This is a genomic window from Enterovibrio gelatinilyticus, assembly GCF_028683095.1.
GTDB classification, from domain to species: Bacteria; Pseudomonadota; Gammaproteobacteria; order Enterobacterales; family Vibrionaceae; genus Enterovibrio; species Enterovibrio gelatinilyticus.
This window is the reverse complement of record NZ_JAJUBC010000003.1, coordinates 126,058-150,042: the sequence shown is the minus strand read 5'-3', so window position 1 is coordinate 150,042 and position 23,985 is coordinate 126,058. Positions and strand designations below refer to the sequence as shown.

Genomic DNA, 23,985 nt, shown 5'->3' with positions numbered 1-23,985 from the left:
ATTAGTTCTCATTTTTTAAGTAGTAACTATAGTTATCTTTAATTTTCGCTTTAATCTCTTGTCTATGAGTAACTATGTTATAAATTTCCAAGCTATCTTGATCATCGTAAATGCATTTGCTATTAAGTGCGTGTAAGTCGATTAGTGTTTTTTTCAAATTTTCGTTATCTTGCACTTCATCAATCTCAAAATATGAACCAACACTATTTACCTCATCAATATATAAAGTAGATATTTTTTCTGGTTGGAATATTACCCTTTGCGATGGTGAGTTTGTTTTTACTATAAAAAAACCATTTTCATTATGATCGACATACTTATTATTAATTATGCTTAAAATGTGTTTTTGCCATGTCTTATCACTATCTATATAAATAACTCTTCTATGTCGCAAAATGTTAACTAAATATTCTCGGTCAAATTTTTCAGGCTCATCTATTAGAATGGACACTATTATTAATTCAAAGAAAGTTGCCCAGTATTTGGGGTCATTCATTTCAAAATTAACGTAAAAGTCACATTTTAATAAAGATTCAAGCTCTTCTTTAACTTTTACAGGACTAATATCGACTGAGGTTACCCCATCCTTACCTATTTTTATAAGTAACTTTCGAATATTATTTAAAAGATTTGGGTTATCCCAGCCGTCGCCAAAACTGAACGTGAATTTTTCTAATGATTCAAAAGAATTTAATTCAACAGATAGCACAACCGATACATTTTTACTTTTATCGGTGTTATTGTATTCAATAATGTCATCAAAATTATGTATGCTGATGGCATTTACACAGCCATCGTACTGGTCTGAAGACCCTGAGTATCTAGTTTCTATAGCTCTTAGGTGAATTTCTTCTGAGTCACTAAAGACTCCTCCTCCAGACATTCCAACAATTTTTTTATAATCAATGTTAATTGATGGTCTTAATTTAACATGATGCGTATATTTAGCATCGTATTTATATGAATGGTTCATATAACCATCTAGCTCAAAGCCATTATTTCTGGTCAAATTAGGATAACCACAAAACCTAACCATTTCACCTTGAGTAATTTCTTTTCTAGATATATGTACTTTAGAATCATGTCTTTCTACTGTTTGTAGTATCACTATATCTAGATTCTTATCCTTATGAAGTAAGATATCCTTAATTTTAATTTCTTTTTCATCATAAGTACTTACGACTATCTTATCTAAAGAAAGTAAATTACTATTTGGGTCTTCGGCATCTTCAGCTATTACATGTTTGGCTGTGTATACATAAGAATACTCATCAGTTAACGGATTTACAATAATACCAGTTCCACCGTTAACCTTGACTGTATTCTGAACAAATTGATCTTTACTCATAGTGTTACACTATTAATCCCTTTAGCAACAAAATCATATTCAGCATAATCTTCATCAACAAAAATTTGTTTTATTAAATGTGGATGATTGAATAGGAAATGAGGTATATGGTCTGTACACTCAATGATTCTTGCGAATACTTCTTTATCTGGATGACCATGCCTACTACCATCAGTAGTAATAATGTAAGAGTTGCAATCAATGAGATTTAGCATTTTTTTGCTAGTGTTATTTTTACTGCCATGATGAGATAGTTTCACATAGTCGACTTTGACCTTGTTATTTTTTGAGTATCCGTGTGATTTCAAGCCTCTAACTACTTCAGCAGCATGGGCGTCCCCAAGAAACATAATAGTTTTATCTTTATATTTAAAGTTAAAAGCTATTGAAGCACCATTACTGGGAGAGGGATCAGAAGTTGTAGACTTTCCATTCATTAATAAGCTAAGATTAGTGTTATTACGACTAGATGATGTTAGATTGCTTGGATACTTCTCTTCCCACTTTCTATTTCTACTTTTTAATTTTTTTATTGAAGGAGACAGTATTTCAAAATCACAACCGAACCTGGTAAGTTTATTGCCTAGTTTTTGGCTGGAATGGACAATTTGTTCATGTTTAATATTTTTTAGTTTTAGAAATCTTTCTAATGTTATCCCATCCAATATACTTGTGACTGATGATAACGAGGTCGCCACTCTATGTTTATCATCCTGTTCAGCGATTGATAGCTTTTCTGTTAATAGGTTACCTGAGTTAAACCATACTTCGCTAGTCAGCTCAGAGAGGTAACCTTCCTCTTCGAAAGCAGAAATAATACCACAGATATGATCTTGATCTTCATGGGTTATTATTAAGAGATCTACTTTCTCACCACGAGATTTTATCATCTCGAGATGCTCTTTCAGTTCTCCAGGTCGAATCCCTTGCTGGAATGTCTCTTCAGGTCCACCGTCGATCAGAATGTTTCGATTGCTTCCGTCAAAGAACCCTGAAATCACTATAGAATCACCGAAAGATGCTTTTAAAACAGTAAGTTGTACAGACATATGGCTAAACCCATCTACATATCATTTACTATGGTTGACATTCGGCAACCACTTATAATTTTCCAGTAAAGCACCTTATATTCATATACTTACATTAAATGATGCCAGTTTGTCAATCGGGTTACAACTAGTTTTATACAATTGATACTGAAACTGATAAGCATGAGGAATATATTTCGTTTAATTTGGAAGTTTCCAGCCACGAATGTAATCAAATTATATAACATAAAATTATACGATAGGTTCATGAAGTGGAAATGTTAAAAGTGGTCTTATTATTGTTAATAACAATGCCTTTTTGAGTGTTTTGAGTAACTTCATGAAGTGAAATTGGGCTTGTCATAGCGTTACGCTATAATTGGTGGTGCTTTTAGCCTTCACCAAACACATGAAGTAGTTCTCACCGCATAGAAGTTAAATAAGATATGCAGTAGATTGAAATGTACGCCACTCAGCTCTCTAACTACCCTTATTCTTCATTAATATCAGTCTATTGAACGTAATTGGCTATTTACCATAAAGTACATAATTCCCAGTCCAACAAGATACCTGCCACGAAACATGGTTTCCTGTGGCTTCCTTATTGGTCTGGGAATTATTTTAAGAGCGGAAGATTCAAAGAGCCCCGGAGACTGATCTTGTTTGAGCAACTAACGTCAATCTCCAATGTTCTAACAACATACTCATTCTTTGCGACACTTTATTTTGAAATCTAAAAGATTTTACCTTCACTCAGGTTCACTGACTCTATTGAATCAACCTGTCTTCATGCGAGTACAGAGACTATGTTTTCCTGTTTTTGATACACCCTAATAGCCCATAAATGATGATGCTTAGTGTGTATCAAATAACTAAAGGAGAAAAAGTAGTGAATAGAATCGCACATATCATTTTGTGTTCCGCTATGTTCGCTTTGCCTAATGTTGTTTCGGCTCAAAGCTATGATCCATACTTGCCATCAAACAGCGTTGTCGTAGACGCTTACATAGGTGGCGATGAGCTAACTGAAGCAAATAACGGAGCGATAAAGGTTGTAGAATACAACGAAACCGTCATTAATTTTAATTATGCTTTTGATACCAACTCTCACATATTCACCGCACCAGTCGCTGGCCTCTATAGCATTGATGCACAATATGCACAGCGAACCTGTGGCTTTAAGTACTTGCTTCGTATAGGTATTTCTTTACCAAACGCTCAACCTCCGGGTAGTAATGCCTCTATCGGCCCGGTGACGTTTGCCAACAATGATACGGGTTGTGCGATTCCTGGCATTGCAGCTGTTGATGCCATCATGACACTAGAAAAAGGTGAGACGATTTTTATTCAAGGCCGCTATCAACGCGCACCCTATGATGTATCACCTTGGAACTACCAAAATCGATATCAAAATCGCCTTGTGATCACGTACCTAGGATGCAACTTCTGTAGCTCGCCTCCCGCTAGTTAACGATTTTGTGGCTAATAATACGCTTGAACAGGGACGCCATTGCGTCCCTTTTTACATGTGGCTCGACATTAACCGATTTTCAACGCCCTACTCGCTAAAGATCAAACCGAGAATGTTGGAAAGTTTGAGCTTCAAACAAAGAAGCAGCCAGAAACCGATTCTATCCAACACAACGTTGATTTGAATTGTGGAAACTCTCAGCCTGTTTGATATATTTAGCGAATACTAATAACGGATAGCAAGATACCAGTATGTCATCAGATTATTACGGCACCAGTGCCAGCTACGCTCGCCAAGAAAGCGGATACCGTGAAAAAGCGTTGAAGCTTTACCCTTGGGTTTGTGGACGTTGTGCACGCGAGTTTGTTTACTCGAATTTGCGTGAACTCACTGTTCACCACATTGACCACGACCACACAAACAATCCACCGGATGGTAGCAACTGGGAGTTGTTGTGCCTATTTTGTCATGACCACGAGCATTCAAAGTACACAGACCATGACCAATATGGTACTGAGATTAAAGCGGGTGATGATGATCATCAAGCGGCGACACATAACCCGTTCGCCAACTTGAAAGACTTGATGAAGAAGTAACAAAAGAGTGTAACGTCCTGCGAAGTGTCGGAGGGCGTTTGTTTTGCAGGGTTTATTTGTCATTGGCTCTTCAGGTTCTTCGCAAAAAAGACCCGTTGAATAACGGGCCAATAGCAGGGATTTCAAAGGATCAATGTCAAAAAAGGCTTACCACATTAAACGAACGCCGGCTGTTACGTAGTCGGTTTCTGTGGCTTGCAAAAATACCGGGTTCAAATCGAACTCCGAACGACCTATCTCACTGTATAACGCGATGTGATCACCATAATCATGGTAAATACCTAAAACAGTGCCTTTCGCGGTATGTCCTTTGGTCGCTGCGGTGTCATCAATCGTTGTTTCTCCGTAGCTTAAACGCAGCTTTGTATTAGGTGTTACTTTGGCTGTCGTTTGTAACCAATAGCCGCTGCTTTCACGTTCACGACCCGCATCATCCAAAGAATCAAAGTCTAACTGCAAGGCAGAGCCTAGCCCTTCACCTTGAAAACCTGATGCAAAAAAGCCAAACGCCCCTAGTTTTAAATCAATGCCCGCGGAATACCCTGAGGCTTCAACATCGCTGCCAGCTGAACACTTGGACCCGCCAATCTGACAATTTTCAGCCTTCTGATAGATCGAATCTGCGTAGAGTGTATAACTCCCCCCATTAAAAGTGTCGCTGTATGACAACTCGCCCTCAATACGGGGAGATGTCGTTTTAGAAGCAACAGGTTTATTCGCAACGCTTGCTAGTACCGATTGAATTTTACTTGGGTCATAGAGCGCGAGTGAGACTTTAAATGGGGAGTCAAAGGGCGAGTTGTAGCGAATACCGCTATTAAAGTTGGCGTATAGGTATCCGGAATGCAGAGACCCTGCGCCAAGTGCCCCGCCGTCATTCGCGATGTCGTAAGCGAAAAAGCCGCCCGCTAAAACCGAAGCATCGGCAAGCACTGGGCGTCCATTGAATATGCTGTATTGCTTACCTATAACGACTTGACCAAAGTCTCCATCAAACGAGGCGTAAATCTCACGAGGATCGATTGATTGAGATGCAGTCGAACCGATATTACCGAGGTTTTTTTGGTTTCCTTGACCAGAGTGAGGGTTTATCCGTAGACCTAACCTGGCATTGGCTTTGATGCCTTCAAATTCTGGAACCCCAAAATTGAAACCGATCATGTTTGGTGAGTCACCAGACGTTATTCTAAATGCATCATTCCCTTCGGCATCACCGCGTGTTGAACTTGCATTGAGAATGACCCAACCATCAACACCAAATGTATATCCGTTGTCCTCCAACACCATTATTTCAGCCTGAGCACAGGACGAAATGAAAATTCCGGCCGCTATGAAATATTGACAATTTTTCAAAAAACACTCCTTGGTTTTATGTGTATGTACCTCCTTGCTCATTGCAACCTACATACCATTTTGTATATTCTCTCCAATATTATTTATCTCTATAAATATCATGAAGATAACGGGAGTGTTTTTTATTTAGAGAATCCAATAAATATAAAATAAAACAGTGTGTGCATTTACATGCGATATATTGTCTCGCGCCGACACATAATGTCTCAGATTTTATCGTATAGTTTTTCGCATTGTTTTTATATAAAAAACGCCCTTTCGGGCGTTAGAGTCACTCAGGGTTTATATTTCCTTTCGCTTCATGGATTCGGATATATATTCAGCTTGCCTGATGGCGAGAGCCACAATGGTTAATGTAGGATTCTCTGTTCCGCTTGTTGTAAACTGGCTTCCATCTGAGATGAATAAATTATCAATATCATGAGTTTGACCCCATAAATTAACAACGCCATCTTGCGGCCTTTCGCTCATTCGGTTGGTGCCCATATTATGGCTGGCAGGATAAGCGGGTAAATTCGAGACTTTTATTGCCCCAACAGATTCGAATAGTTCCTTGGACGTTTTATATGCATGATTTCGCATGCGCGTATCATTAATATGATCGACTTTATGAACAACCGGAATTGGAAGCCCGTATTGATCTTTCTCTGTTGGGTGTAATGTGATGTTATTGGATTCAACAGGCATGTCTTCACCACATATCCAGAACCCGGCCATTTTCTCGTAGTTTCGCAATGAGTCAGCCACTTCTCTACCCCAACCACTGACACCCGGATTTAAAAATGCCGACATGAAAGGAAGACCTAGATGCAGAATTTCTAACTCGTAACCTGCATAGTGTCCGCGAGAAGGATCATTGTCTTCCCACTCTTTAACAATGCCAGGAACAACCGTACTTTTGTACATGTGTACGGGCTTTTCAAATTCAGCATAAACACCGCCTGTGGTATGCGTCATATAGTTTTGCCCAACTTGACCCGATGAGTTGGCCAAGCCATCAGGGAACAGGTCTGACGCTGAATTGAGCAACATCCTTGGTGACTCAATAGAGTTTGCAGCAACCGCAACAACCCGGGCTTTTTGAAATTGTTGATTGCCATCTTTATCAACATAAAGAACGCCTGTGACTTTTCCATGTTTATCATGTTCAATCTTCATGACCATAGATTCAGCACGAACTTCACAATGTCCTGTTGCTTCAGCTTGCGGGATCTCGGTATACATGGTGGACCATTTAGCCCCGATTTTGCAGCCCTGCATACAGAACCCATTCACCTGACATGAAGGTCTTCCATCACGTGCTTCGGTATTGATTGCAAGGGTCGCTTGTTCACAATGCGCCCCGATCTTATTTGCTCCCGCTTCAACGACTTTGTAGTGGCTACTCTTTCCATGGAATGGCATTCCCGTAGATTCGGTTCCGCAAACACCCATTTTCTTTTCAGCAAGAACATAGTAAGGCTCAAGCTCTTTAAGCGTAATCGGCCAATCAAGCACGTTTGCGCCGGGCACAACGCCGTTAGTCGTTTTCATTTTGAACTCATGTTCTTGAAAACGCATCGCAACGCCAGCCCAGTGCATGGTTGATCCACCCACGCCTTTCACTATCCATGCAGGGAGGTTAGGGAAATCTTTAGCGAGGCGAGAAGGCCCCTCAGAGTTGCGTTTATCCAACCAGGAAATCTTGCCAAACATTCCCCATTCGTCATTGTCGATGTCAGCGAATGTAAAACGTTTACCCGCTTCAAGAACGACGGAGCGTACGCCTTTTTTCGCCAATTCGTTTGCTAGCGTTCCGCCACCTGCGCCTGAACCTATAATAACGACTAAACTATCATCATTTAAATCGAATTTATTAGTCATTTCTACATCCTTATATATATTTGTATTAAATCCAATCTATATCGGCATATCCACGGTTTATATAACCACCGTGCTCCCACGCAGATCCGCCATACCCAAACCAAGGCCAAAGATCAGGGCTATTATAGAGCCCCATCATTAATATGCCTTTTATCTTCTGGAAAAACGCAGAGTTTTCATAATTACGAAGAACAGTCACCCTATCCTTCTCATTATCTATATTGATGTAATTTGAATTAAAAGCTTGATTGGATCTTTTATCTAACTCTGCCACACCTTCAATGAGTAATTTTTTCAAATCAGCATCGGTGTTTGCGCTTTCACCTAAAGGAAGAAGTAATCTCGTGTAGTATTTATCTTCTAAGTCGTCGTGAGGGTAGATGTCACGAGACATGACCATTAATGTTTTACTTGCATGATTACCAATAACAGTGCTCGCCCAGGCTGACGGAGACACTAATACGCCTCCAACGCCCATGGCAAGTACGCTGACACTAGCGAGTGCAGCTGTGCTATTGGTAATAAATTTCCTTCGACTCATTGCGGTATTATCTAAATGCTCGCTCTTTTTGGATGGTTTTTTATTACTCATAGAGCCTCCTTGTTTACCTAATAATTATATTGAGTTCCTGCGATATCGTTGTTGCTAATTGCTTCAGTCGCTCCTCATCACTGATTGACGCACTTGGTTTTAGCTGTGCCACAGAGGTATGTTTGGTAAGTTCGATTTTTTTATCGATGCCACAATGTGCGTAGAATGCGTTTGTCACTTGCCAACGCTCCTGCAAATTCCCACTGCACAAAATCACGGCATGAACCAGTACGGCAAATTCGTTTTTGTTTTCTGCAGATTTCACCCGACGCCAACGTTGTGCCGTGCCCGCTAACTTCTGGTCTCCGACAACGAGGTTATAGTCTCCATCGCAGAATGAACCCGGAATTGGTGCGCAATGGGCACTTATCCCCATTTTGGCCAACGCGTTGATGATCGGTAAACACAAGGCCAGATAGGTATCCTTAATACTTCCTTTATCTTTGTGACGTTTGAATACCAAGGTCACGTTCAACGAACCTGGCGATTGTGGGACAAGGTCACCGCCAGTTTGACGAACAAAAACAGGCCAACCCATACCGGACATGGCATCGACTGCGTGACGAAACCCTTCCTTTTGGCTGAGTGACCTCGGCACCACGATGGACGGCTGACACCGCCATATTTTGTAGCCCGATGTCAGTTCATTGTTCGCCACTTTCTCAAACAGCAGCGACTCCTCATGAAGTCCTCGCTCTGGTGAGATAACGCTCAGTGATACGTCTGATGAGAAAGACATCCCGACCCCTGCTCGATATGCTCACACAGCGACGTTAGAAATTCCGCTGCAGGCCCACCATCCACCGCACGATGATCAAACGTCAGTGATAACCCTAGAATTGAACGTGTTTCAACGTCACCTTGTTCGTTGATCTCATTTCGTTTCACCGTCTGACCAATGCCCAATATCGCGATTTGCGGAATGTTGATAATCGGAGTGAAATACTGGACGCGAGATAAGCCAAGGTTGCTCACCGTGAATGTCCCTTTCGTCATTTCTGCTATTGAGAGTTTTCCCTTTCTCGCTTTTGTGATTAACGCTTTGCGTGCTTCCCTTTTTTCCTGAAGCGACAGGGTTTGTGCGTCAAAGATGGTTGGCGCGACCAGCAAGTTGCCTGGAAGCGCTATGGCAACGCTCAAATGAATCGCACTGCTCAATACAATCTCTTGCCCCTCAACCCGGCCATTCATTTCTGGGTGTTTTTTCAACACACCCACAACGCAATCACACAGCAAGTCTTCAACAGAGACGTTTATCCCTTCGTCGCTCAATAACGCCTTGTAAGCAAGTAGGTCAGTAACGTCACAACTAGCATGGTGAGTAAGCTGCGCTGCCTCATCTAAGCTACGGCGCATGTTGTCCGCAATCATGCCGCGCATCCCTTTTAGGGCGATAACGTTATCACTCATATCATCAAACCCCTGATATCAAACCAATCTTGTCGCCCTTGCTGACCGTTTCATCGGCCAATTTGAGGATCTCTAGCACCCCAGAAGACGGCGAGTGGATTTCATGTTGGATTTTCTGAACCATCACTTCCGCTATAACATCGTCCTTTTCTACGTTTGCTCCATTGCTCACAAACCATGTAGTCATGACGCCTTCATCTTCTTCTTCCCATAAATCTGCTGCGATAATGATTTCCGTATTCATTATTTATCCCTCATCTTTTTGTATGCGCTAATGATCTTGTCTGCGTTTGGCAAAGCCCACTGCTCCATGGGTCTCGAGAAAGGAATAGGAATATCTGGGTAGGCGACACGCTGTGGGCTCGCCTTCATTTGAACGCCACTTTCCGCCACAGAAGCGATGATCTCACCGGACATGCCGTAGCTGTGATAGTCCTCATCGACCACGATAAGTCGTCCGGTTTTTGCTACCGATGCAAGAACAGTATCTCTGTCCAGTGGTACCAGAGAGCGCAGGTCAACGACTTCCGCGCTCACCCCTTCCGCTGCAAGCAGTTCAGCGGCTTTTAAGCCGTGATGAACACCAGAGGTAATACCAACGATGGTGAGATCCGTGCCCTCTTTGACGACATTGGCTTTGCCTATCTCGACGACGTAATCCTCTTCTGGCACATGGACGATGGCTGCTGGCTCAGTGCCTAACCAACCCATCCCCTGTAAAGATTTATGGAACATAAATACAACCGGATTTTGATCTCGAATCGCCGCAATCATGAGCCCTTTTGCGTCATAAGCATTCGACGGTGCAACTACTTTCATTCCCGGTAAGTGGGCGAATGTTCCGTGTAAGCATTGCGAGTGTTGACCGCCATCGCTATAACCACCCCCAGTCGATGTCATCAACACCATAGGCACTGGAATGTTACCGCCCGAGAAATAGGTATTCTTTGCCATCAAGTTGTAGATCGCATCCATGCACACACCGAAGAAATCAACGAACATCAATTCGACAATCGGGCGCATGCCATCAGATGCAGCACCCACACCCGCACCAACAAATGCCGTTTCTGAAATCGGCGTATCACGGATACGCGTTGACCCAAACTCGTCAAACAAGCCACGTGTATTGCCAAACACCCCGCCTAAGCGACCAATGTCTTCGCCCATCACAAACACACGTTCATCAATGCGCATCTCTTGCGCAATACCTTCTGCCATTGCGCGTGCGATCGTCAGCTTCCGTTCTTTCTGTTTTACTTCGCTCATTTAAAGCTCCTTTATTTTTTCGTTGTCGCGAATACGGCAAACACCTTGTGTTGATTAGACAAATACCTTATCCATCGCCTCTGCTGGGTTTGGATATTCGCTGTCACGGGCAAACTGAATGGCTTTATCCACACGCGCCTGTGTTTTCGCAATCAGTGCATCGTCTTCACTGCGCGTCCAATTGAATGCACCCACTAATTGGGTTTTCATCTTAGGAATTGGATCTTTGGCGATCAGTGCTTCTTTCTCTCCACTAGGACGATAGTCCTCAGCATCGCCCATGAAGTGACCAGCAAGTCGATAGGTTTCAATTTCGATTAATGAAGGTCCTCCTCCGTTACGCGCATTTTCAATGGCTGCGCCAGCGGCAGAGAAAATTGCATTAGGATCATTGTCCGAAACGCGATAGCCAGGCATGCCGTAGGCGGCAGCTCTTACGTCGTTATGCGTGACGGCAGTTGAATCGCTTTTCGAGACAGAAATACCCCAAGCGTTGTCTTCAATGATGAAGATGACGGGCAATCGCCAAACGGAGGCAAGGTTCAGCGCTTCATGAAATGCGCCTTGATTCACCGCACCTTCGCCAAGATAGGAAACGGCAACACCAGCCTTATTTTGTAACTGACGGGAAAGCGCCGCCCCTACTGCTGGCCCCATGCCTTCCGCTATGATGCCGGAGCACGAAAAATTGACTGCCTCATCGAAGATGTGCATGTGCCCACCTCTGCCGCCACTGAGGCCTGTTTTCTTACCAAAAATCTCAGCGGTCATTTTGTCCAAGTCCACACCCTTGGCTATCGCAACGTGATGAGGCCTGTGTGTTGATGTGACGATATCTTCTTTTTGAAGATGGGCGCAGACACCGACAGCGCAAGGCTCTTGCCCATTAGAAAGATGCATTTCCCCAGGAATGGGGCCATTTGCCATATTGAACGCAGGGGATTTTCCTTCCATGTATATCGCTTCAATGCGTTCTTCAAAATAGCGGCTAACAAGCATGTGTTCATACATCCAGATTTGTTGCTCTTTGCTTGGTGTCATAAAACTTCTCCGTTAGTGATAACAGCATTCACGTTGCGATCGATGAGATCGTGTGATTTGGTCATGGCTAGATATGGCAAGTTTTAGGCCAGTTTTTATTTCGTTGATTTATATGATTTTTTATTTTCTGACAGGGGGATTTAAGAAGATTTGAAACAGTGTGATTCAACAGATGTGACAGTGTGTAGCATCAGTTACGTGGGCGATATTAATGTTGCGAAATCTTGAAAAAAGTATTGTCTGTCACTTGATATATCCGTTGAGATCGCTATTAAATGTAGTAGCGATACGGGTCAATTTATATACGTAAAGGACGGGTATATGAGTAGTTATCCTCAACAAAACAAAGAGATATCCCAACATGTGCCGACGATAATCTCCCCGATCAGCAGCTCTTGGCAGCGATGTAAACAACTCTACAAACTTGACCCTTCCCATATCCCAAGCGTTGAAAGGCTAAGCAAACCTGAAATTAAAGAAGACAAAGAACGGTTTGATGAAATGCTGGTTGATTCGATTCCACTGTTAAATAACCTTCGCCATACTGCGCTAGATTCGGGTTACTGCATTCTCGTCACTAATGCTCAAGGCGTGGTAATCGATCGATATATTGATTCTGATGTCTCGCGAGAATTATCAACGGAGTGCCTCCAACATGGTTCGGTGTGGAGTGAGTCACTGGTCGGTACAAATGGTGTCGGCACGTGTTTAGAAACCCAAAAATCGTTAACGGTATTTGCTGAAGAGCACTTTGGGCATCCACTGAAACATTTGACGTGCTCAGCAGCCCCTTTGATAGCCCCTGACGGCAGCATTTTCGGTGTTCTTGATGTGTCCTCTTTCGCTCGGGGGAACAAAGAGGTTCAGGGGTTTGCCCTTAATTTGGTGTGTGAAACAGCCAATAAAATAGAAGCGCTTCTTTTCAGGAAGCAGTATGACCAACACTACTTAGTTGCACTCTCTTCAAGCGCCATTTCAAACGATCTAGACACCACCTGTTTCGTCGCGATTAATACATCGGGTATTATATTGGCGGCGACAACACCGTCGCTCACAATGATGGGGGTAAGAAAACGAGAAGAAGTGATTGGCCAGTCGTTTGAGCACCTATTCGGTATCAGTCTTGATAGCGTTTCATCCGCACGCGGTGCGTCCATACCGGCACCTTCGACGCACCATCAAGCCCCCCTTTGGGTGGCACGCGTTGTTTCCCCCGCGGTTGAACGTTTATTTTCTGCTAAGCGAGCACCGTCAAGGTTAAAACCTACCGACGCTAACTCACCCATCATGAACATTGCCGGGCCTGATCAAACGCTGATCCAGCAGGCTGCGATCTGTTTAAGAACCGTTAACCGCAGTATCAACATTTTACTTCAAGGAGAGACGGGCACAGGCAAGGAGGTATGGGCTCAAGCGATTCATGAAAGCAGTGATCGCAAGAACAAACCCTTTGTTACTTTAAACTGCGCCTCTATTCCTGAATCCCTGATAGAAAGTGAACTCTTTGGATATTCTTCGGGCACATTCACTGGTGGGCTGAAAGGCGGAAAAATGGGCAAGATTCTCGCCAGTGATGGAGGAACAATTTTCCTTGATGAGATCGGGGATATGCCATTGGCGCTTCAGGCACGATTACTCAGAGTGATTGCTGAAAATGAAATCACGCCACTGGGCCAAATTGAACCAATCAAGGTTAACCTTCATGTTATATGTGCAACACACAGAAACCTCAAAGAGCTTGTAAAAAACGGCGAGTTCAGAGAAGACTTATATTACCGCATCAGTGGTGTGAATATTAAGCTTCCAGCGCTACGCAACAGGATGGATCAAAGCGATATCATTGACCGAATCCTCAAAAAGTTGTGTGACGATGAAGGTATTGAATCGCCATATACGGTCAGTAAAAGAGCCCTTGCTAGACTTGAATCTTACCGTTGGCCTGGAAACATTAGACAGTTAAAGAACGTGCTACAGTTTGCGATTTGTATGTGTGATGGAAAAGAAATTGATTTGGGCGATCTCCCAGAAGAGGTTATGCCATCAGCACCCTCAAGTAACGAAAATACTACAGCGCCCAACAATCATGTGCTTTCTGTTGATCCTGCTTTGTCCGCGGATGAATCTCTTGAAAAAGAGCACATAATGAAGATCCTTGAAGAAAACCGATGGATAGTGACGCGAGCGGCGAAAGCAATGAATGTCAGCCGTTCCACGTTGCACAGAAAGCTAAAGAAATATGATTTATTACTCGCTGAAGATGAATAGCAGATGTCGCCGTCTCATGTCAGACACTTCAACATGCGAATGACGACCCTTCCCCCACAATCCCGCGTAACAATGTGCAATGACGCGTAACGATCATGGTGAGAAGAATCTTTATCCCTCTTCTATTGCGAACCTAATCTACTGCGAATCTTAATTGCTGTCTCGTGCTAGCTGCTCATTGCCCATATTTCGCCAACAGCTTGTCTAGCGTCCCATCCTTTTTCATAGATACGATTAACGCGTTGAACCGTTGCAGGGTTAACTCATCTGCGCGCCGAAGTCCCAATGCATAACCATGGTTGAGTTCTACATTAAGCACATTTTCAGCATCTACCGTCGCCAGTTTTATACCCTTCCTTTTCTGAAACCAAGATGCCGATAAATTAGAGACAACCGCGGCATCCACTTCACCTAGAACCAAAGCCTCTAGACGCGATTGTTCATCGACAAACCGTGTCGCAATACCAATCGAATGCTGTCTCAGTGCATGGGATGCGACACTTCCACTCGATACGGCAACCGTTCGGTTAGTTAGGTCTTCAAGGGTTGAAATAGCGCTGTCAGAAGGGTTTGATACGATGAAGTACTCCATGTGATAAAAAGGTTCAGTCACTCTCATGTATTTGGAGCGCTCAGCGACCTTCTTAACCACACCCGCGTAAAGATCGCAGGTGGTCTTTTTGGCGTGCCTTTTCGATATAATCCAAGCGATGGAAGTTGAAACATCTAATTGGTCAGCGAGAGCGTTGGAAATATCAATCTGGAATCCTTTAGGTTGGTTTCCTTTGAGTGAAAACGGTGGCATTTCAGGGTGTGCACACACCTCCAATTCCTTTGAATCCACAATGTGTGCGATATCCCCAGCCAATAATTCCGTATTGAATATCGAGAAGAACAAGAAAGGCAACACGTTACCCACTGAAAAAAATCGCATTTCTTCCTCCTATTTTTTTAACGATGACAACGAGGAGATGTACACAACCAGCTCCCAACGCTGCTCAACGGATAACGATTTCTTCCATGGCGGCATCACCAATGCCCCCTTTCGTTTACCATTACTGATAGTCTTGAATAAGTAGTCTGCATCAAGATCTCGCCCCTGAAGTGGCCTTGCTTTCCCGCCACTCCCTTCATACCCATGACAATAAACACAGGATTGATTAAAGCGTTTCTCCCCGTTCTGTTTTGATAGGTTTTCTGTTCCAAAAACGCGTTTTTTTACTGCATTGATGTCTTCAGAAGAACTGCTCTTTACTTCGGGCTTTTCGGCCGTATTTGCCGGGGGTGCTACCGCATACGATTCACCCGCAATCAACAAAAGAAATATAACGTAGTGTTTCTTTATCAATGGCATTTCAAGTTCCTAGTTTTGGGTTAAAACGAACAACATTCACTGGCGTTCAATAAAACGAGAGCAATAGGGTTGCTTCATATGCTTTATTAATCACCGAGTGTGAAGGCCACTAAAACCGCTCCGCCAGGTAAACCCGAAACATCAGGAAACGCACTGGCCATAAACCCAGGGGCGTGAGAACCAAAGCCAGTGGATGCCAAAATATATTGCTTACCATTTACTGCATAGCTAACGATGCCGCCTCGCAGCCCTGAACCTGAATTAAAGTTCCAAACTTCGTCGCCATTTTCCGCATTGTATGCGTGTATCACGCCTTTCGGATCGCCATTAAAAACAAGATCACCGCCCGTGGTAAGTACGCTCGCCAGTCCCGGTAAGGGATAATCGACACTCCACTTAAGTTTGCCTGTGATGGGATCTCTTGCATCTAAGCGTGCTGACGCCACTCCACCTGGGGGAGGAACCGCGACCAACTTGCTCACACCAAGATACAACCCCGCCATTCCGACGTTTTCATGTTCTTGAGGGGCAGGAACAACAATGTTGCACACCTCCATCGCATTGGTGTACCAGAGGCCTGTTTTTGGGTTGTAAGCGCCATGGTTCCAACTCCTTGCCCCGAGCAGGTAAGGACAAATCGTGGTTTCTTCCCCTTCAGGCATATCGATTCGCCCAATCAATTCACCCGTTTTTGGATTAATGCCTTCAGCGAAGTTAATGTTCCTCGCGAGTGGCCATACGTTGTCGAGTTCGCCCGTTTTCTTATCGATAACAAAAACAAAGCCACTTTTATTTAGGTGTACGAGAACGTCCTTGCCGTTATGTTTTAAGCTGACGGCTTCATATGTGGCGTCGTAATCCCAAACATCATGAGGGATCTCTTGCAAAGCCCATTTTATCTCACCCGTTTTCGGATCAAGCGAGAGTAAACTGGCGCTATGCTTGTTGTCCCCTTGACGCTCTGCGCCATAGAAATCAGGAGCAGCATTGGCTGTGCCGATAAAAATTGAATCTGATTTTTCATCGTAGGTACCCGGTAACCATGCACCGCTTCCACCAACTTCTCCTGAATCTCCGGGCCAACTCTCTGGGTTATCTTTATCAAGGATTTCAAAGGTCCATGCTTTCTCTCCCGTTAGGGCATTAACCGCAAATATCTTTCCTTGTGTTGGTTGATCCCCTCCCGTGGTACCGCCATATAAGATGTCACCAGCAAGTTGTGGTGGCGATGAGAATAAGCAGCCGTAGCAACTTCTAAGATCCGTTATTTGTGTTGACCATTTTTCCTTACCGGTTTCTTGGTCGAGCGCGATAAAACGACCATCAAGTGTTCCGATATAGACATTGCCATGCCCGACGGTCACCCCTCGACTCGCAGCCACATAAAACACTTCGTTCACCACATCATCAAGTTCAGGTTGATAATGCCAACGCGTTTTTCCCGTATCCGCGTCTAATGCAAACACGTTGTTGTTTGGTCCAATGTAGTAAGCCACACCATCAATAACGATTGGGGTTGCTTGCAATCCATGTTCGATATCGCCAGGTTGATGCATCCAAGCAACTTTTAGTTTGTGGATGTTATCGACATTAATTTGCTTTAACGGACTGTATCTCCAAGCATTAGATGTTCGGTGGTATTGCGGCCAATCATTGGGGTTTTCTGCTCCGTCGCCAGTCTCGGCATAAACAAACGAGATGAATAGAGTTAGTGAGAGGATCTGTATCACCAATATTGAAATAATGTTCTTTATTGAAATCACGTTTCTGCCTCCATTGCATAGTCAATTAACTAATTGCAATAAGTGCGCCAAAGGCCATTAAAGGCTTAATCTATTGTTATTTAATGTATAAATATTAAGTATTAAAATATTCGCAAGAAACAATGTGTATCAATAACTGGCACACTATGTATCACAAAATGAGCACGTCATTCTGAAAGCAATGAGGTGTTTTCACGACAAACCGTGACATACCGGAAGAGATTAGAAGGCAGAGAGTGGAGATGAACGCCGTATAGGGTTTAAATAAATTAACGTTAACGCATCATTCGTTTTAAGCGACTGTCGTAATAAAAATCACGCTCATCGATAATTTTGATAGTACGGCTTTCAGGGTGCATGGGGTTGATGAGGAAGTTGTATTCACTAGCAATAATAGCGGAAGGAAGCTGGAGCACTGGCGTACTCATGCCTTGTAACCATTCGGTACCGTAACGTCGCGAAACATCTGCGTCAGGCACTGCATCCCAGCCCACTGGAAGCTCTTTCTCGCTAACACGTACCAACGCTATATCATCAGGAATGTAGATGGTCATCATGACCAGCTGTGGCATTTGCACTGGGCTTTCATGCACAAAACGTTCAAGTGCTGATAGTGAACGAGAGCCCGCGGTATAGACAATCGGCTGCCCTTTCTGGTGCCAACGACCCGAACCAAACATGCCACCTGTGCCTGTCAAATCTGCATAGCGTTTTACGGAAAGGCGGAACACTTCCATTATGCGGTCATGCCATGCATGAGACGGTTCAAAATGGTTTCAACATATTGAATGCCGGTGTTGGTATCCAGGTAATCAACGGCGGCTTTCCCACCAAACGCCACTTGGGGTGTTTTCAGCCAATCTAATGCCACAGGACGGCTCCCATAATAATCGACGGCCAAGTCTACTACACGACGGATTGCTAAGGTTTTCTCTGATTGAGAGGGCGTGAGTAAGTCAGTATCACTTTTACGCTGCAAACTGCGAGGACTTAAACCAATCAGCCCCACCCACTCGCCACTGCTCATGGCCATGTCTTTCATCACTTTGCGCGCATGCTTCACTGACAAACCGTGTCGGATGATATCTAACTCGGTATCTTGGTTTATCACTTGCCCTTTTTTTACTAGGCCAAGCGAAACTAGCTGTTCTGCATACATACACACCTCCACATACCAATGGTTAAATTATGAGCGCCATTTGTCGTATTGTAAAGCGTCATTTGTCGCACTAGACTCTATCAGCGATTCAATATTCTCGCCACATGCGCCTATGTGGGACAGCATCTATATATCACATCAATATATCCCGCATCATAAGGCGTGCCTTACAGTGGCAGACGGGATCGTTTCTTCACTTGCCCAAATGCAAAACTGGACTCAATAGCTGCAATGTTCGGTAAAGGCGTTAACTCTCGTCGTATAAATCGCTCATAGGTTTTGAGTGACTCGCTGACCACGTGCAGCAAATAATCATGGGTGCCCGTCATAAGGTAACACTCCAACACCTCATCCATATGATTGATCAAAGATTCAAACTGTCGCATGTTCTCTTCGGTCGGCTTTTCAAGCTTCACAGACACAAACACATTAATGGCGAGGCCACACATGTCTTGATCTACATGCGCGTGATATCCCGTGATGATCCCTTTTTTTTCCAATGCGCGAACGCGACGTAAACAAGGCGATGGAGAGAGTGAAATGCGGTCAGACAACTCTTGGTTGGTTAACCTCCCTTCAATTTGCAGTTCATCGAGGATCTTCTTATCGATGTTGTCGAGTGCGTTTTGGTGATGTGCCATATCATGCCTTTTATCGGTCGAGCTGTTCAGGGTCCTTTCTATAAAAGTAGTGGAAATAGCGTGGATTGTTTTGATATTGGCAATATCTGTCAATAATGGCTGTATATAAAGCAGATTTAGCAAGTTTGTGCCCCTTTCCCTTTGCTAACTTCAAAGTAATCCATTAAGTATTGCTTTAACGTTAAGGGAATTTGCCATGAACAAAGCCACACAATTGAGTCCGCTTCGTAAAACAACACGCCATGAAGATGCAGTTTCGTTGGCGACCGAACAAGCTGAACATTTTGGGATTGATACACACTCTGAGTTTGGGCAGTCACTTATCGCACTGGCGACAACACTATATACCGCTAACCATCACACACACGATTTATGGGCGATCACCTTGGATGGTTTATCTGACCTTGATAAAAACGACCGCATCGCTTGGTTCAATGCAAAACGCTTTTTGTCTTTCCAATTAGCGAAGATCCTCGATAACCTTCAAAATCCAATGCGCGCGACCTATAAAACCATCGCGACAAAGAACGGGCACTTTGCCTCCAAAGGCGCTTACCCCATCTTCGACAATGTCGCTGCCATTTTCTCAGCAAGCCCAGTAATAACGAGAACTGCAACTTATCTCTTCGCTTGTACCGAATGGGTGGAAGATGCCTTCAATGGACGCGAACCTTTGCATGATATTTACTCGCGCTTGCTAAACCCCACGTCAATCAGTTTGGCAAACCATATCGTGGATATTGAAGCGGGCGACATGGCAGATCAGTATTTGGCGTGGAACTTCAATTCAGGCATGGCCGCAATTGATGGGTTACTGAGTCACTTGCTGGGACGCGAAGACATTGTGTTGGCATCACGTAATATCTATGGCGGATCTTATCAACTGCTCCAAGATTGGTATCGTAAATCCTCAAACTTGGATATTGCTGTGGAATGGGTCGATGGCTATGAAGCGGAGGATTTTGCAAAAGCGATGGATGCCGCCGCCAATACATATGCAGACCGCATTAAAGCGGGAAGAAAAATCTATGTCTACCTAGAAAGCCCCTGTAACCCGCACGGTTTCGTGTTAGACGTTGCTGGCATTAGCCGAGCAACCCATGAACGAGATTGGACACTCATCGCAGATACCACGGTTGGCACCCCTTTCTTACACCCAGTACTAAAAAGAACAGATCCCATGGAACGCCCTGACTTTGTGATTCACTCTTACACCAAAGAACTCGCGGGCTCTGGCACTACAACGGCGGGGGTTGTTATCGGTCGCAACGAAGACATGTTTATGCCAAAAGGTGACGCGGTAACTACAATCTCTCCCAATGGTAATGCGCGCACCGTTAATTGGGATGAAACGCTATTCTGGAATGTGTATTACATCAAAGGCGCATTTCTAGATGCCGATAAAGCTTTTGAAGTACTCAACGGCATGAAGACATACGAATTACGCGTGATGCAAAAAACGATCAACACTCTCGCATTGGCGCGTATTCTTAACTTACATCCTGATATCAATGTGTCATGTCCAGCACTTCCAACTAGCCCAAATTACGCATTGATGAAGAACAATATGCGACTTGGTCTGCCTGCGGCTTTGTTCACCATTGATATGGAAGGGTCGACAAACCGCACGCCGATTGATCCGGATGTATTTAAGCAGTTCTTCGACATGCTCGAGCCCGCTATTGGAATGCAAGTGAGTTTGGGGCAAACCAATACCGTGGCATTGTGTCCTGCTATGACGACGCATTCTGAACTATCAAAAGACGCACTAAACCGTGCGGGGATAAAGCCGACTACTTTGCGTATTGCGGTTGGATTAGAAGACCCACGTATGTTTATTGCTCACATGCAGCGGACAGCAGAAATAACCATCGACCTAAAACACCATGACTTTTCTTCTCAGTTTCCATCTCCTGAAGAAATCGATGACATATACAGGAAAACCTATCTGGATGTGCAACAGCAATTTGTCGAGGATCTTCCTTCATATCGCACGTTGATGCAGTAAGCTAAGAAGCTAAGAAGCTAAGAAGCTAAGAACAGCGAGAGCCAAGCAGAAACATCAAGTAAATCATCACTTGTCGAGTGATGATTTACTTGAGCGAAAAATGGTGCCATCGCGATCTAGATAGCACAACGTCGCTTGATACTGAGGATAAAATTCCAGTCTTTCTGGGGTTGAAGTACGCAATGTGGCGACTTGGGCGCTCAATTGTTCATTCGGCTCACAATTGAAAACACCAAAACGATGAACCTCTCGAACACCACCTTCAAGTTGAGAACTTCTTAAAATCTCAATCTTCATCGCTAATCTTTGTTGGTTAAAGCCCGAAGATTGATTCGCTAACAGCTTACCAAATGACGTTTGTAACAACTTAATTTGGCTAGCGATGAGGACTTGTCCATCCGACGCTTCCAATGAGTTCTGCGCTTTGACCATCTCCAAGGCTACAGATGGCAACGCTTGAAGATAGCTATACAGATCAGATTCATTAGATAGCGTGTGATGACGAACTGAGAGCGCAACCACAACACATGCAATAGCGATTGCCATCATGGATATCAGCGACCCAGAGTTGAATTTGTCTCGTAAAGCCATGATCTGAACACACTACCTATCGACTAATTATGCTTGAAACCATAAAGAAACTGGATTTATATCCTGAGACAAGTGAATGCTTATACAACAGCAAAACCCGAAGTTTAAAATATAAAAATACGCACATCAGTTTATATGCAATTAACAAAGATCGGACCACTTCGCCTGTCTCATTAATTGGAATAACTAAACTAATCTGTCATTAATACTTTTCTAGTTTCAGTGCTAATTTTACATTATTTATATAGTGTCTCTTTTATAATACAGGCTGCACAATTTTGGTGATAAAAAATTCCCTTTTAATTTCAGGCATAAAGTCTAACTAACCCCGCAAAACTTTACACATCTTGACATTCAAGCCCGAAGGCCAGTAATGACGGGCTATAGAGAGAACGTGGGAAATATAAAATATGTTAACGAGTACATGTTGGTGCATATTCTGCCCAATACCGTGCACACAAACAAAATTCGCGTTAATAATTAAATCATTAATTGGAAAGTAGAAAAGTGTGAGCGCTATATAGGCTTGGGAAAAAGCCAAAAATCGAGAATCAAAATATATTGCAAATATGTTTATACGTGAAATAATCCGCACCGTATTACTTTTTAACAAGTATGCAACACACTTGCTGGCGGATAAAACCAGATAGCAATATAAAATAAGAAAAGGACTCGGTAATGAAACGTATAATGACGACGGCTGGACTTTCGTTGTTTGCGAGCTCAGCCTCTGCGGCAGGGATCGACGACGCAATCAACGAAATCGTAGCACCAATTGTAAACCCATTCGTGGGTATGATTTTCTCAACCATCCCCCTCCCATTCACTGATACTCAAGCACCTTGGATCGTTCTTTGGCTTGTTGTCGCTGCAATCATCTTCACCCTCTACCTCGGCTTTATCAACTTTCGTGGCTTTGCACACGCCATTCGCCTTGTAAAAGGTGATTACACAGACCCTAACGAACCCGGTGAAGTATCCCACTTTCAGGCTCTTGCCACCGCTCTTTCCGGTACCGTTGGTCTTGGTAATATCGCAGGTGTTGCTGTTGCTATCTCTATCGGTGGTGCAGGCGCAACATTCTGGATGATCCTTGCTGGCTTGCTTGGTATGTCAACCAAGTTTGTAGAGTGTGCTCTCGGTGTAAAATATCGTACAACTCACCCAGATGGCTCTGTGTCAGGTGGCCCGATGTACTACCTAAGCAAAGGACTTACCAACCGTGGTAACCCAGCGCTTGGTCGTACACTTGCTGTTCTGTTCTCAGTATGTGCTGTCGGCGGTGCTTTGGGTGGCGGTAACATGTTCCAAGCAAACCAAGCATTTAAGCAAGTGGTTGGTGTGACTGGCGGCGACATGTCTTTCTTCGCTGATAAAGGCTGGTTGTTTGGTTTGATCATGGCCGTTATCGTTGGTGTGGTTATCATCGGTGGTATCAAGTCAATCGCGAAAGTAACCGAAAAAGTGGTTCCTTTGATGGCGGTTGTCTATGTGGGTGCTGCTTTGATCATCATCCTTCTGAACCTGAACCATGTTGGTGATGCATTTGCTGCTATCTTCAACGGTGCGTTTACAGGTGAAGGTGTTGCCGGTGGTATCATTGGCGCAATGATTCAAGGTTTCAAACGAGCGGCATTCTCGAATGAAGCAGGTGTTGGTTCGGCGGCAATTGCTCACGCAGCAGTAAAAACCAAAGAGCACATGTCTGAAGGTTTCGTATCTCTGCTTGAACCATTCATCGATACCGTTGTTATCTGTACGATGACTGCACTGGTTATCATCATTACAGGTCAATTACACGAAGGTCAGACACTAACGGGTGTTGAACTGACTTCTGCAGCATTTGGTAGCGCTATCTCTTGGTTCCCGCTTATCCTAGCAATTGCAGTTGTTCTCTTTGCTTTCTCAACCATGATCTCTTGGTCTTACTACGGTTTGAAAGCTTGGACTTATCTGTTCGGTGAAAGCAAGCGTGCTGAAATGATTTTCAAAATCATGTTCTGCTGCTTTGTGGTTATCGGTGCTTCTATGAACCTCGGTCCAGTTATCGACTTCTCTGATGCAATGATCTTCGCAATGGCACTGATCAACATCATCGGTCTTTACCGTTTGGTTCCAGAAATCAAAGTTGACATGCAAGACTACCTTGCGCGTTTGGATAGCGGTGCGATTGCACGCTACAACGGTTAATTTATCATTGAGTCATCAATGTATGATGTCTAAGTGAAAAAGAGAT

The 23,985-nt window shown here is 43.7% G+C and carries 22 protein-coding genes; 5 read left to right on the top strand and 17 right to left on the bottom strand.

The annotated features are described in order from the left end of the window. Position 1: 1 nt before the first annotated feature. Both LRP50_RS03770 and LRP50_RS03765 read right to left on the bottom strand, forming a co-directional pair. On the bottom strand, positions 2-1,348 hold the full coding sequence (locus LRP50_RS03770; RefSeq protein WP_274163155.1) for an ABC-three component system protein: 1,347 nt from the start codon (positions 1,346-1,348) through the stop codon (positions 2-4). Further along, positions 1,345-2,397, bottom strand: coding sequence for a ComEC/Rec2 family competence protein (locus LRP50_RS03765; protein ID WP_274163154.1), 1,053 nt, complete (start codon positions 2,395-2,397; stop codon positions 1,345-1,347). Before LRP50_RS03765 ends, LRP50_RS03770 begins: the two co-directional genes overlap by 4 nt. Positions 2,398-3,265: 868 nt before the next feature. On the opposite strand from LRP50_RS03765, the gene LRP50_RS03760 reads away from it, so the two are divergent. Continuing rightward, positions 3,266-3,847 (top strand): hypothetical protein, encoded by a 582-nt coding sequence (locus LRP50_RS03760; protein ID WP_274163153.1) that lies wholly within the window; start codon positions 3,266-3,268, stop codon positions 3,845-3,847. 251 nt (positions 3,848-4,098) lie between these two features. Continuing rightward, complete coding sequence (locus LRP50_RS03755; RefSeq protein ID WP_028022589.1) at positions 4,099-4,443, top strand: YajD family HNH nuclease; 345 nt, start codon at positions 4,099-4,101, stop codon at positions 4,441-4,443. Positions 4,444-4,590: 147 nt separating this feature from the next. On the opposite strand, the gene LRP50_RS03750 is transcribed toward LRP50_RS03755, so the two are convergent. The 8 genes from LRP50_RS03750 to LRP50_RS03715 form a co-directional block, all read right to left on the bottom strand. Next, complete coding sequence (locus tag LRP50_RS03750) at positions 4,591-5,796, bottom strand: porin (protein WP_274163152.1); 1,206 nt, start codon at positions 5,794-5,796, stop codon at positions 4,591-4,593. A gap of 282 nt (positions 5,797-6,078) precedes the next feature. Then, on the bottom strand, positions 6,079-7,659 hold the full coding sequence (locus LRP50_RS03745; protein ID WP_274163151.1) for a GMC family oxidoreductase: 1,581 nt from the start codon (positions 7,657-7,659) through the stop codon (positions 6,079-6,081). Positions 7,660-7,684: 25 nt separating this feature from the next. Further along, the gene (locus LRP50_RS03740; protein WP_274163150.1) at positions 7,685-8,251 is read right to left on the bottom strand and encodes a hypothetical protein; all 567 of its coding nucleotides are present in this window, start codon (positions 8,249-8,251) and stop codon (positions 7,685-7,687) included. A 13-nt stretch (positions 8,252-8,264) separates the two neighbouring features. Then, positions 8,265-8,990 (bottom strand): lipoate--protein ligase family protein, encoded by a 726-nt coding sequence (locus tag LRP50_RS03735; protein ID WP_274163149.1) that lies wholly within the window; start codon positions 8,988-8,990, stop codon positions 8,265-8,267. Next, entirely contained in the window at positions 8,963-9,661 is a 699-nt protein-coding gene (locus LRP50_RS03730; protein ID WP_274163148.1) for a 2-oxo acid dehydrogenase subunit E2, read from the bottom strand. The genes LRP50_RS03735 and LRP50_RS03730 overlap by 28 nt, the downstream gene beginning before the upstream one ends. Before the next feature lie 4 nt (positions 9,662-9,665). Continuing rightward, entirely contained in the window at positions 9,666-9,905 is a 240-nt protein-coding gene (locus LRP50_RS03725; RefSeq protein WP_274163147.1) for a lipoyl domain-containing protein, read from the bottom strand. Further along, on the bottom strand, positions 9,905-10,927 hold the full coding sequence (locus tag LRP50_RS03720) for an alpha-ketoacid dehydrogenase subunit beta (protein WP_274163146.1): 1,023 nt from the start codon (positions 10,925-10,927) through the stop codon (positions 9,905-9,907). Before LRP50_RS03720 ends, LRP50_RS03725 begins: the two co-directional genes overlap by 1 nt. Positions 10,928-10,981: 54 nt before the next feature. Further along, on the bottom strand, positions 10,982-11,968 hold the full coding sequence (locus tag LRP50_RS03715) for a thiamine pyrophosphate-dependent dehydrogenase E1 component subunit alpha (RefSeq protein ID WP_274163145.1): 987 nt from the start codon (positions 11,966-11,968) through the stop codon (positions 10,982-10,984). A gap of 321 nt (positions 11,969-12,289) precedes the next feature. Between LRP50_RS03715 and LRP50_RS03710 the strand changes: the two genes are divergently transcribed. Further along, positions 12,290-14,233 carry a sigma-54-dependent Fis family transcriptional regulator gene (locus LRP50_RS03710; protein WP_274163144.1) on the top strand — a complete coding sequence of 648 codons (1,944 nt, stop codon included), beginning with the start codon at positions 12,290-12,292 and terminating at the stop codon, positions 14,231-14,233. A 175-nt stretch (positions 14,234-14,408) separates the two neighbouring features. Here LRP50_RS03710 and LRP50_RS03705 read toward each other — a convergent pair whose 3' ends face one another. The 6 genes from LRP50_RS03705 to LRP50_RS03680 form a co-directional block, all read right to left on the bottom strand. Further along, on the bottom strand, positions 14,409-15,167 hold the full coding sequence (locus LRP50_RS03705; RefSeq protein ID WP_274163143.1) for a substrate-binding periplasmic protein: 759 nt from the start codon (positions 15,165-15,167) through the stop codon (positions 14,409-14,411). Between the two features lie 9 nt (positions 15,168-15,176). After that, on the bottom strand, positions 15,177-15,587 hold the full coding sequence (locus tag LRP50_RS03700; RefSeq protein WP_274163142.1) for a c-type cytochrome: 411 nt from the start codon (positions 15,585-15,587) through the stop codon (positions 15,177-15,179). 86 nt (positions 15,588-15,673) lie between these two features. After that, positions 15,674-17,350: a pyrroloquinoline quinone-dependent dehydrogenase gene (locus tag LRP50_RS03695; RefSeq protein ID WP_274163141.1), complete on the bottom strand. Its 1,677-nt coding sequence runs from the start codon at positions 17,348-17,350 to the stop codon at positions 15,674-15,676. 275 nt (positions 17,351-17,625) lie between these two features. Next, positions 17,626-18,087 carry an RES family NAD+ phosphorylase gene (locus LRP50_RS03690; protein WP_274163140.1) on the bottom strand — a complete coding sequence of 154 codons (462 nt, stop codon included), beginning with the start codon at positions 18,085-18,087 and terminating at the stop codon, positions 17,626-17,628. Beyond that, complete coding sequence (gene parS / locus LRP50_RS03685; protein ID WP_017011067.1) at positions 18,087-18,509, bottom strand: type II RES/Xre toxin-antitoxin system antitoxin; 423 nt, start codon at positions 18,507-18,509, stop codon at positions 18,087-18,089. The genes LRP50_RS03690 and parS overlap by 1 nt, the downstream gene beginning before the upstream one ends. Before the next feature lie 167 nt (positions 18,510-18,676). Continuing rightward, positions 18,677-19,150 (bottom strand): Lrp/AsnC family transcriptional regulator, encoded by a 474-nt coding sequence (locus tag LRP50_RS03680; RefSeq protein WP_274163139.1) that lies wholly within the window; start codon positions 19,148-19,150, stop codon positions 18,677-18,679. 196 nt (positions 19,151-19,346) lie between these two features. Here LRP50_RS03680 and LRP50_RS03675 point away from each other — a divergent pair, with 196 nt between their 5' ends. Next, positions 19,347-21,158: a trans-sulfuration enzyme family protein gene (locus LRP50_RS03675; protein WP_274163138.1), complete on the top strand. Its 1,812-nt coding sequence runs from the start codon at positions 19,347-19,349 to the stop codon at positions 21,156-21,158. A gap of 66 nt (positions 21,159-21,224) precedes the next feature. Here the strand turns inward: LRP50_RS03675 and LRP50_RS03670 are convergent, their stop codons facing one another. Continuing rightward, entirely contained in the window at positions 21,225-21,749 is a 525-nt protein-coding gene (locus LRP50_RS03670; protein ID WP_274163137.1) for a hypothetical protein, read from the bottom strand. A 678-nt stretch (positions 21,750-22,427) separates the two neighbouring features. Here LRP50_RS03670 and LRP50_RS03665 point away from each other — a divergent pair. Next, positions 22,428-23,939, top strand: coding sequence for an alanine/glycine:cation symporter family protein (locus tag LRP50_RS03665; RefSeq protein WP_274163136.1), 1,512 nt, complete (start codon positions 22,428-22,430; stop codon positions 23,937-23,939). Positions 23,940-23,985: the final 46 nt, after the last annotated feature.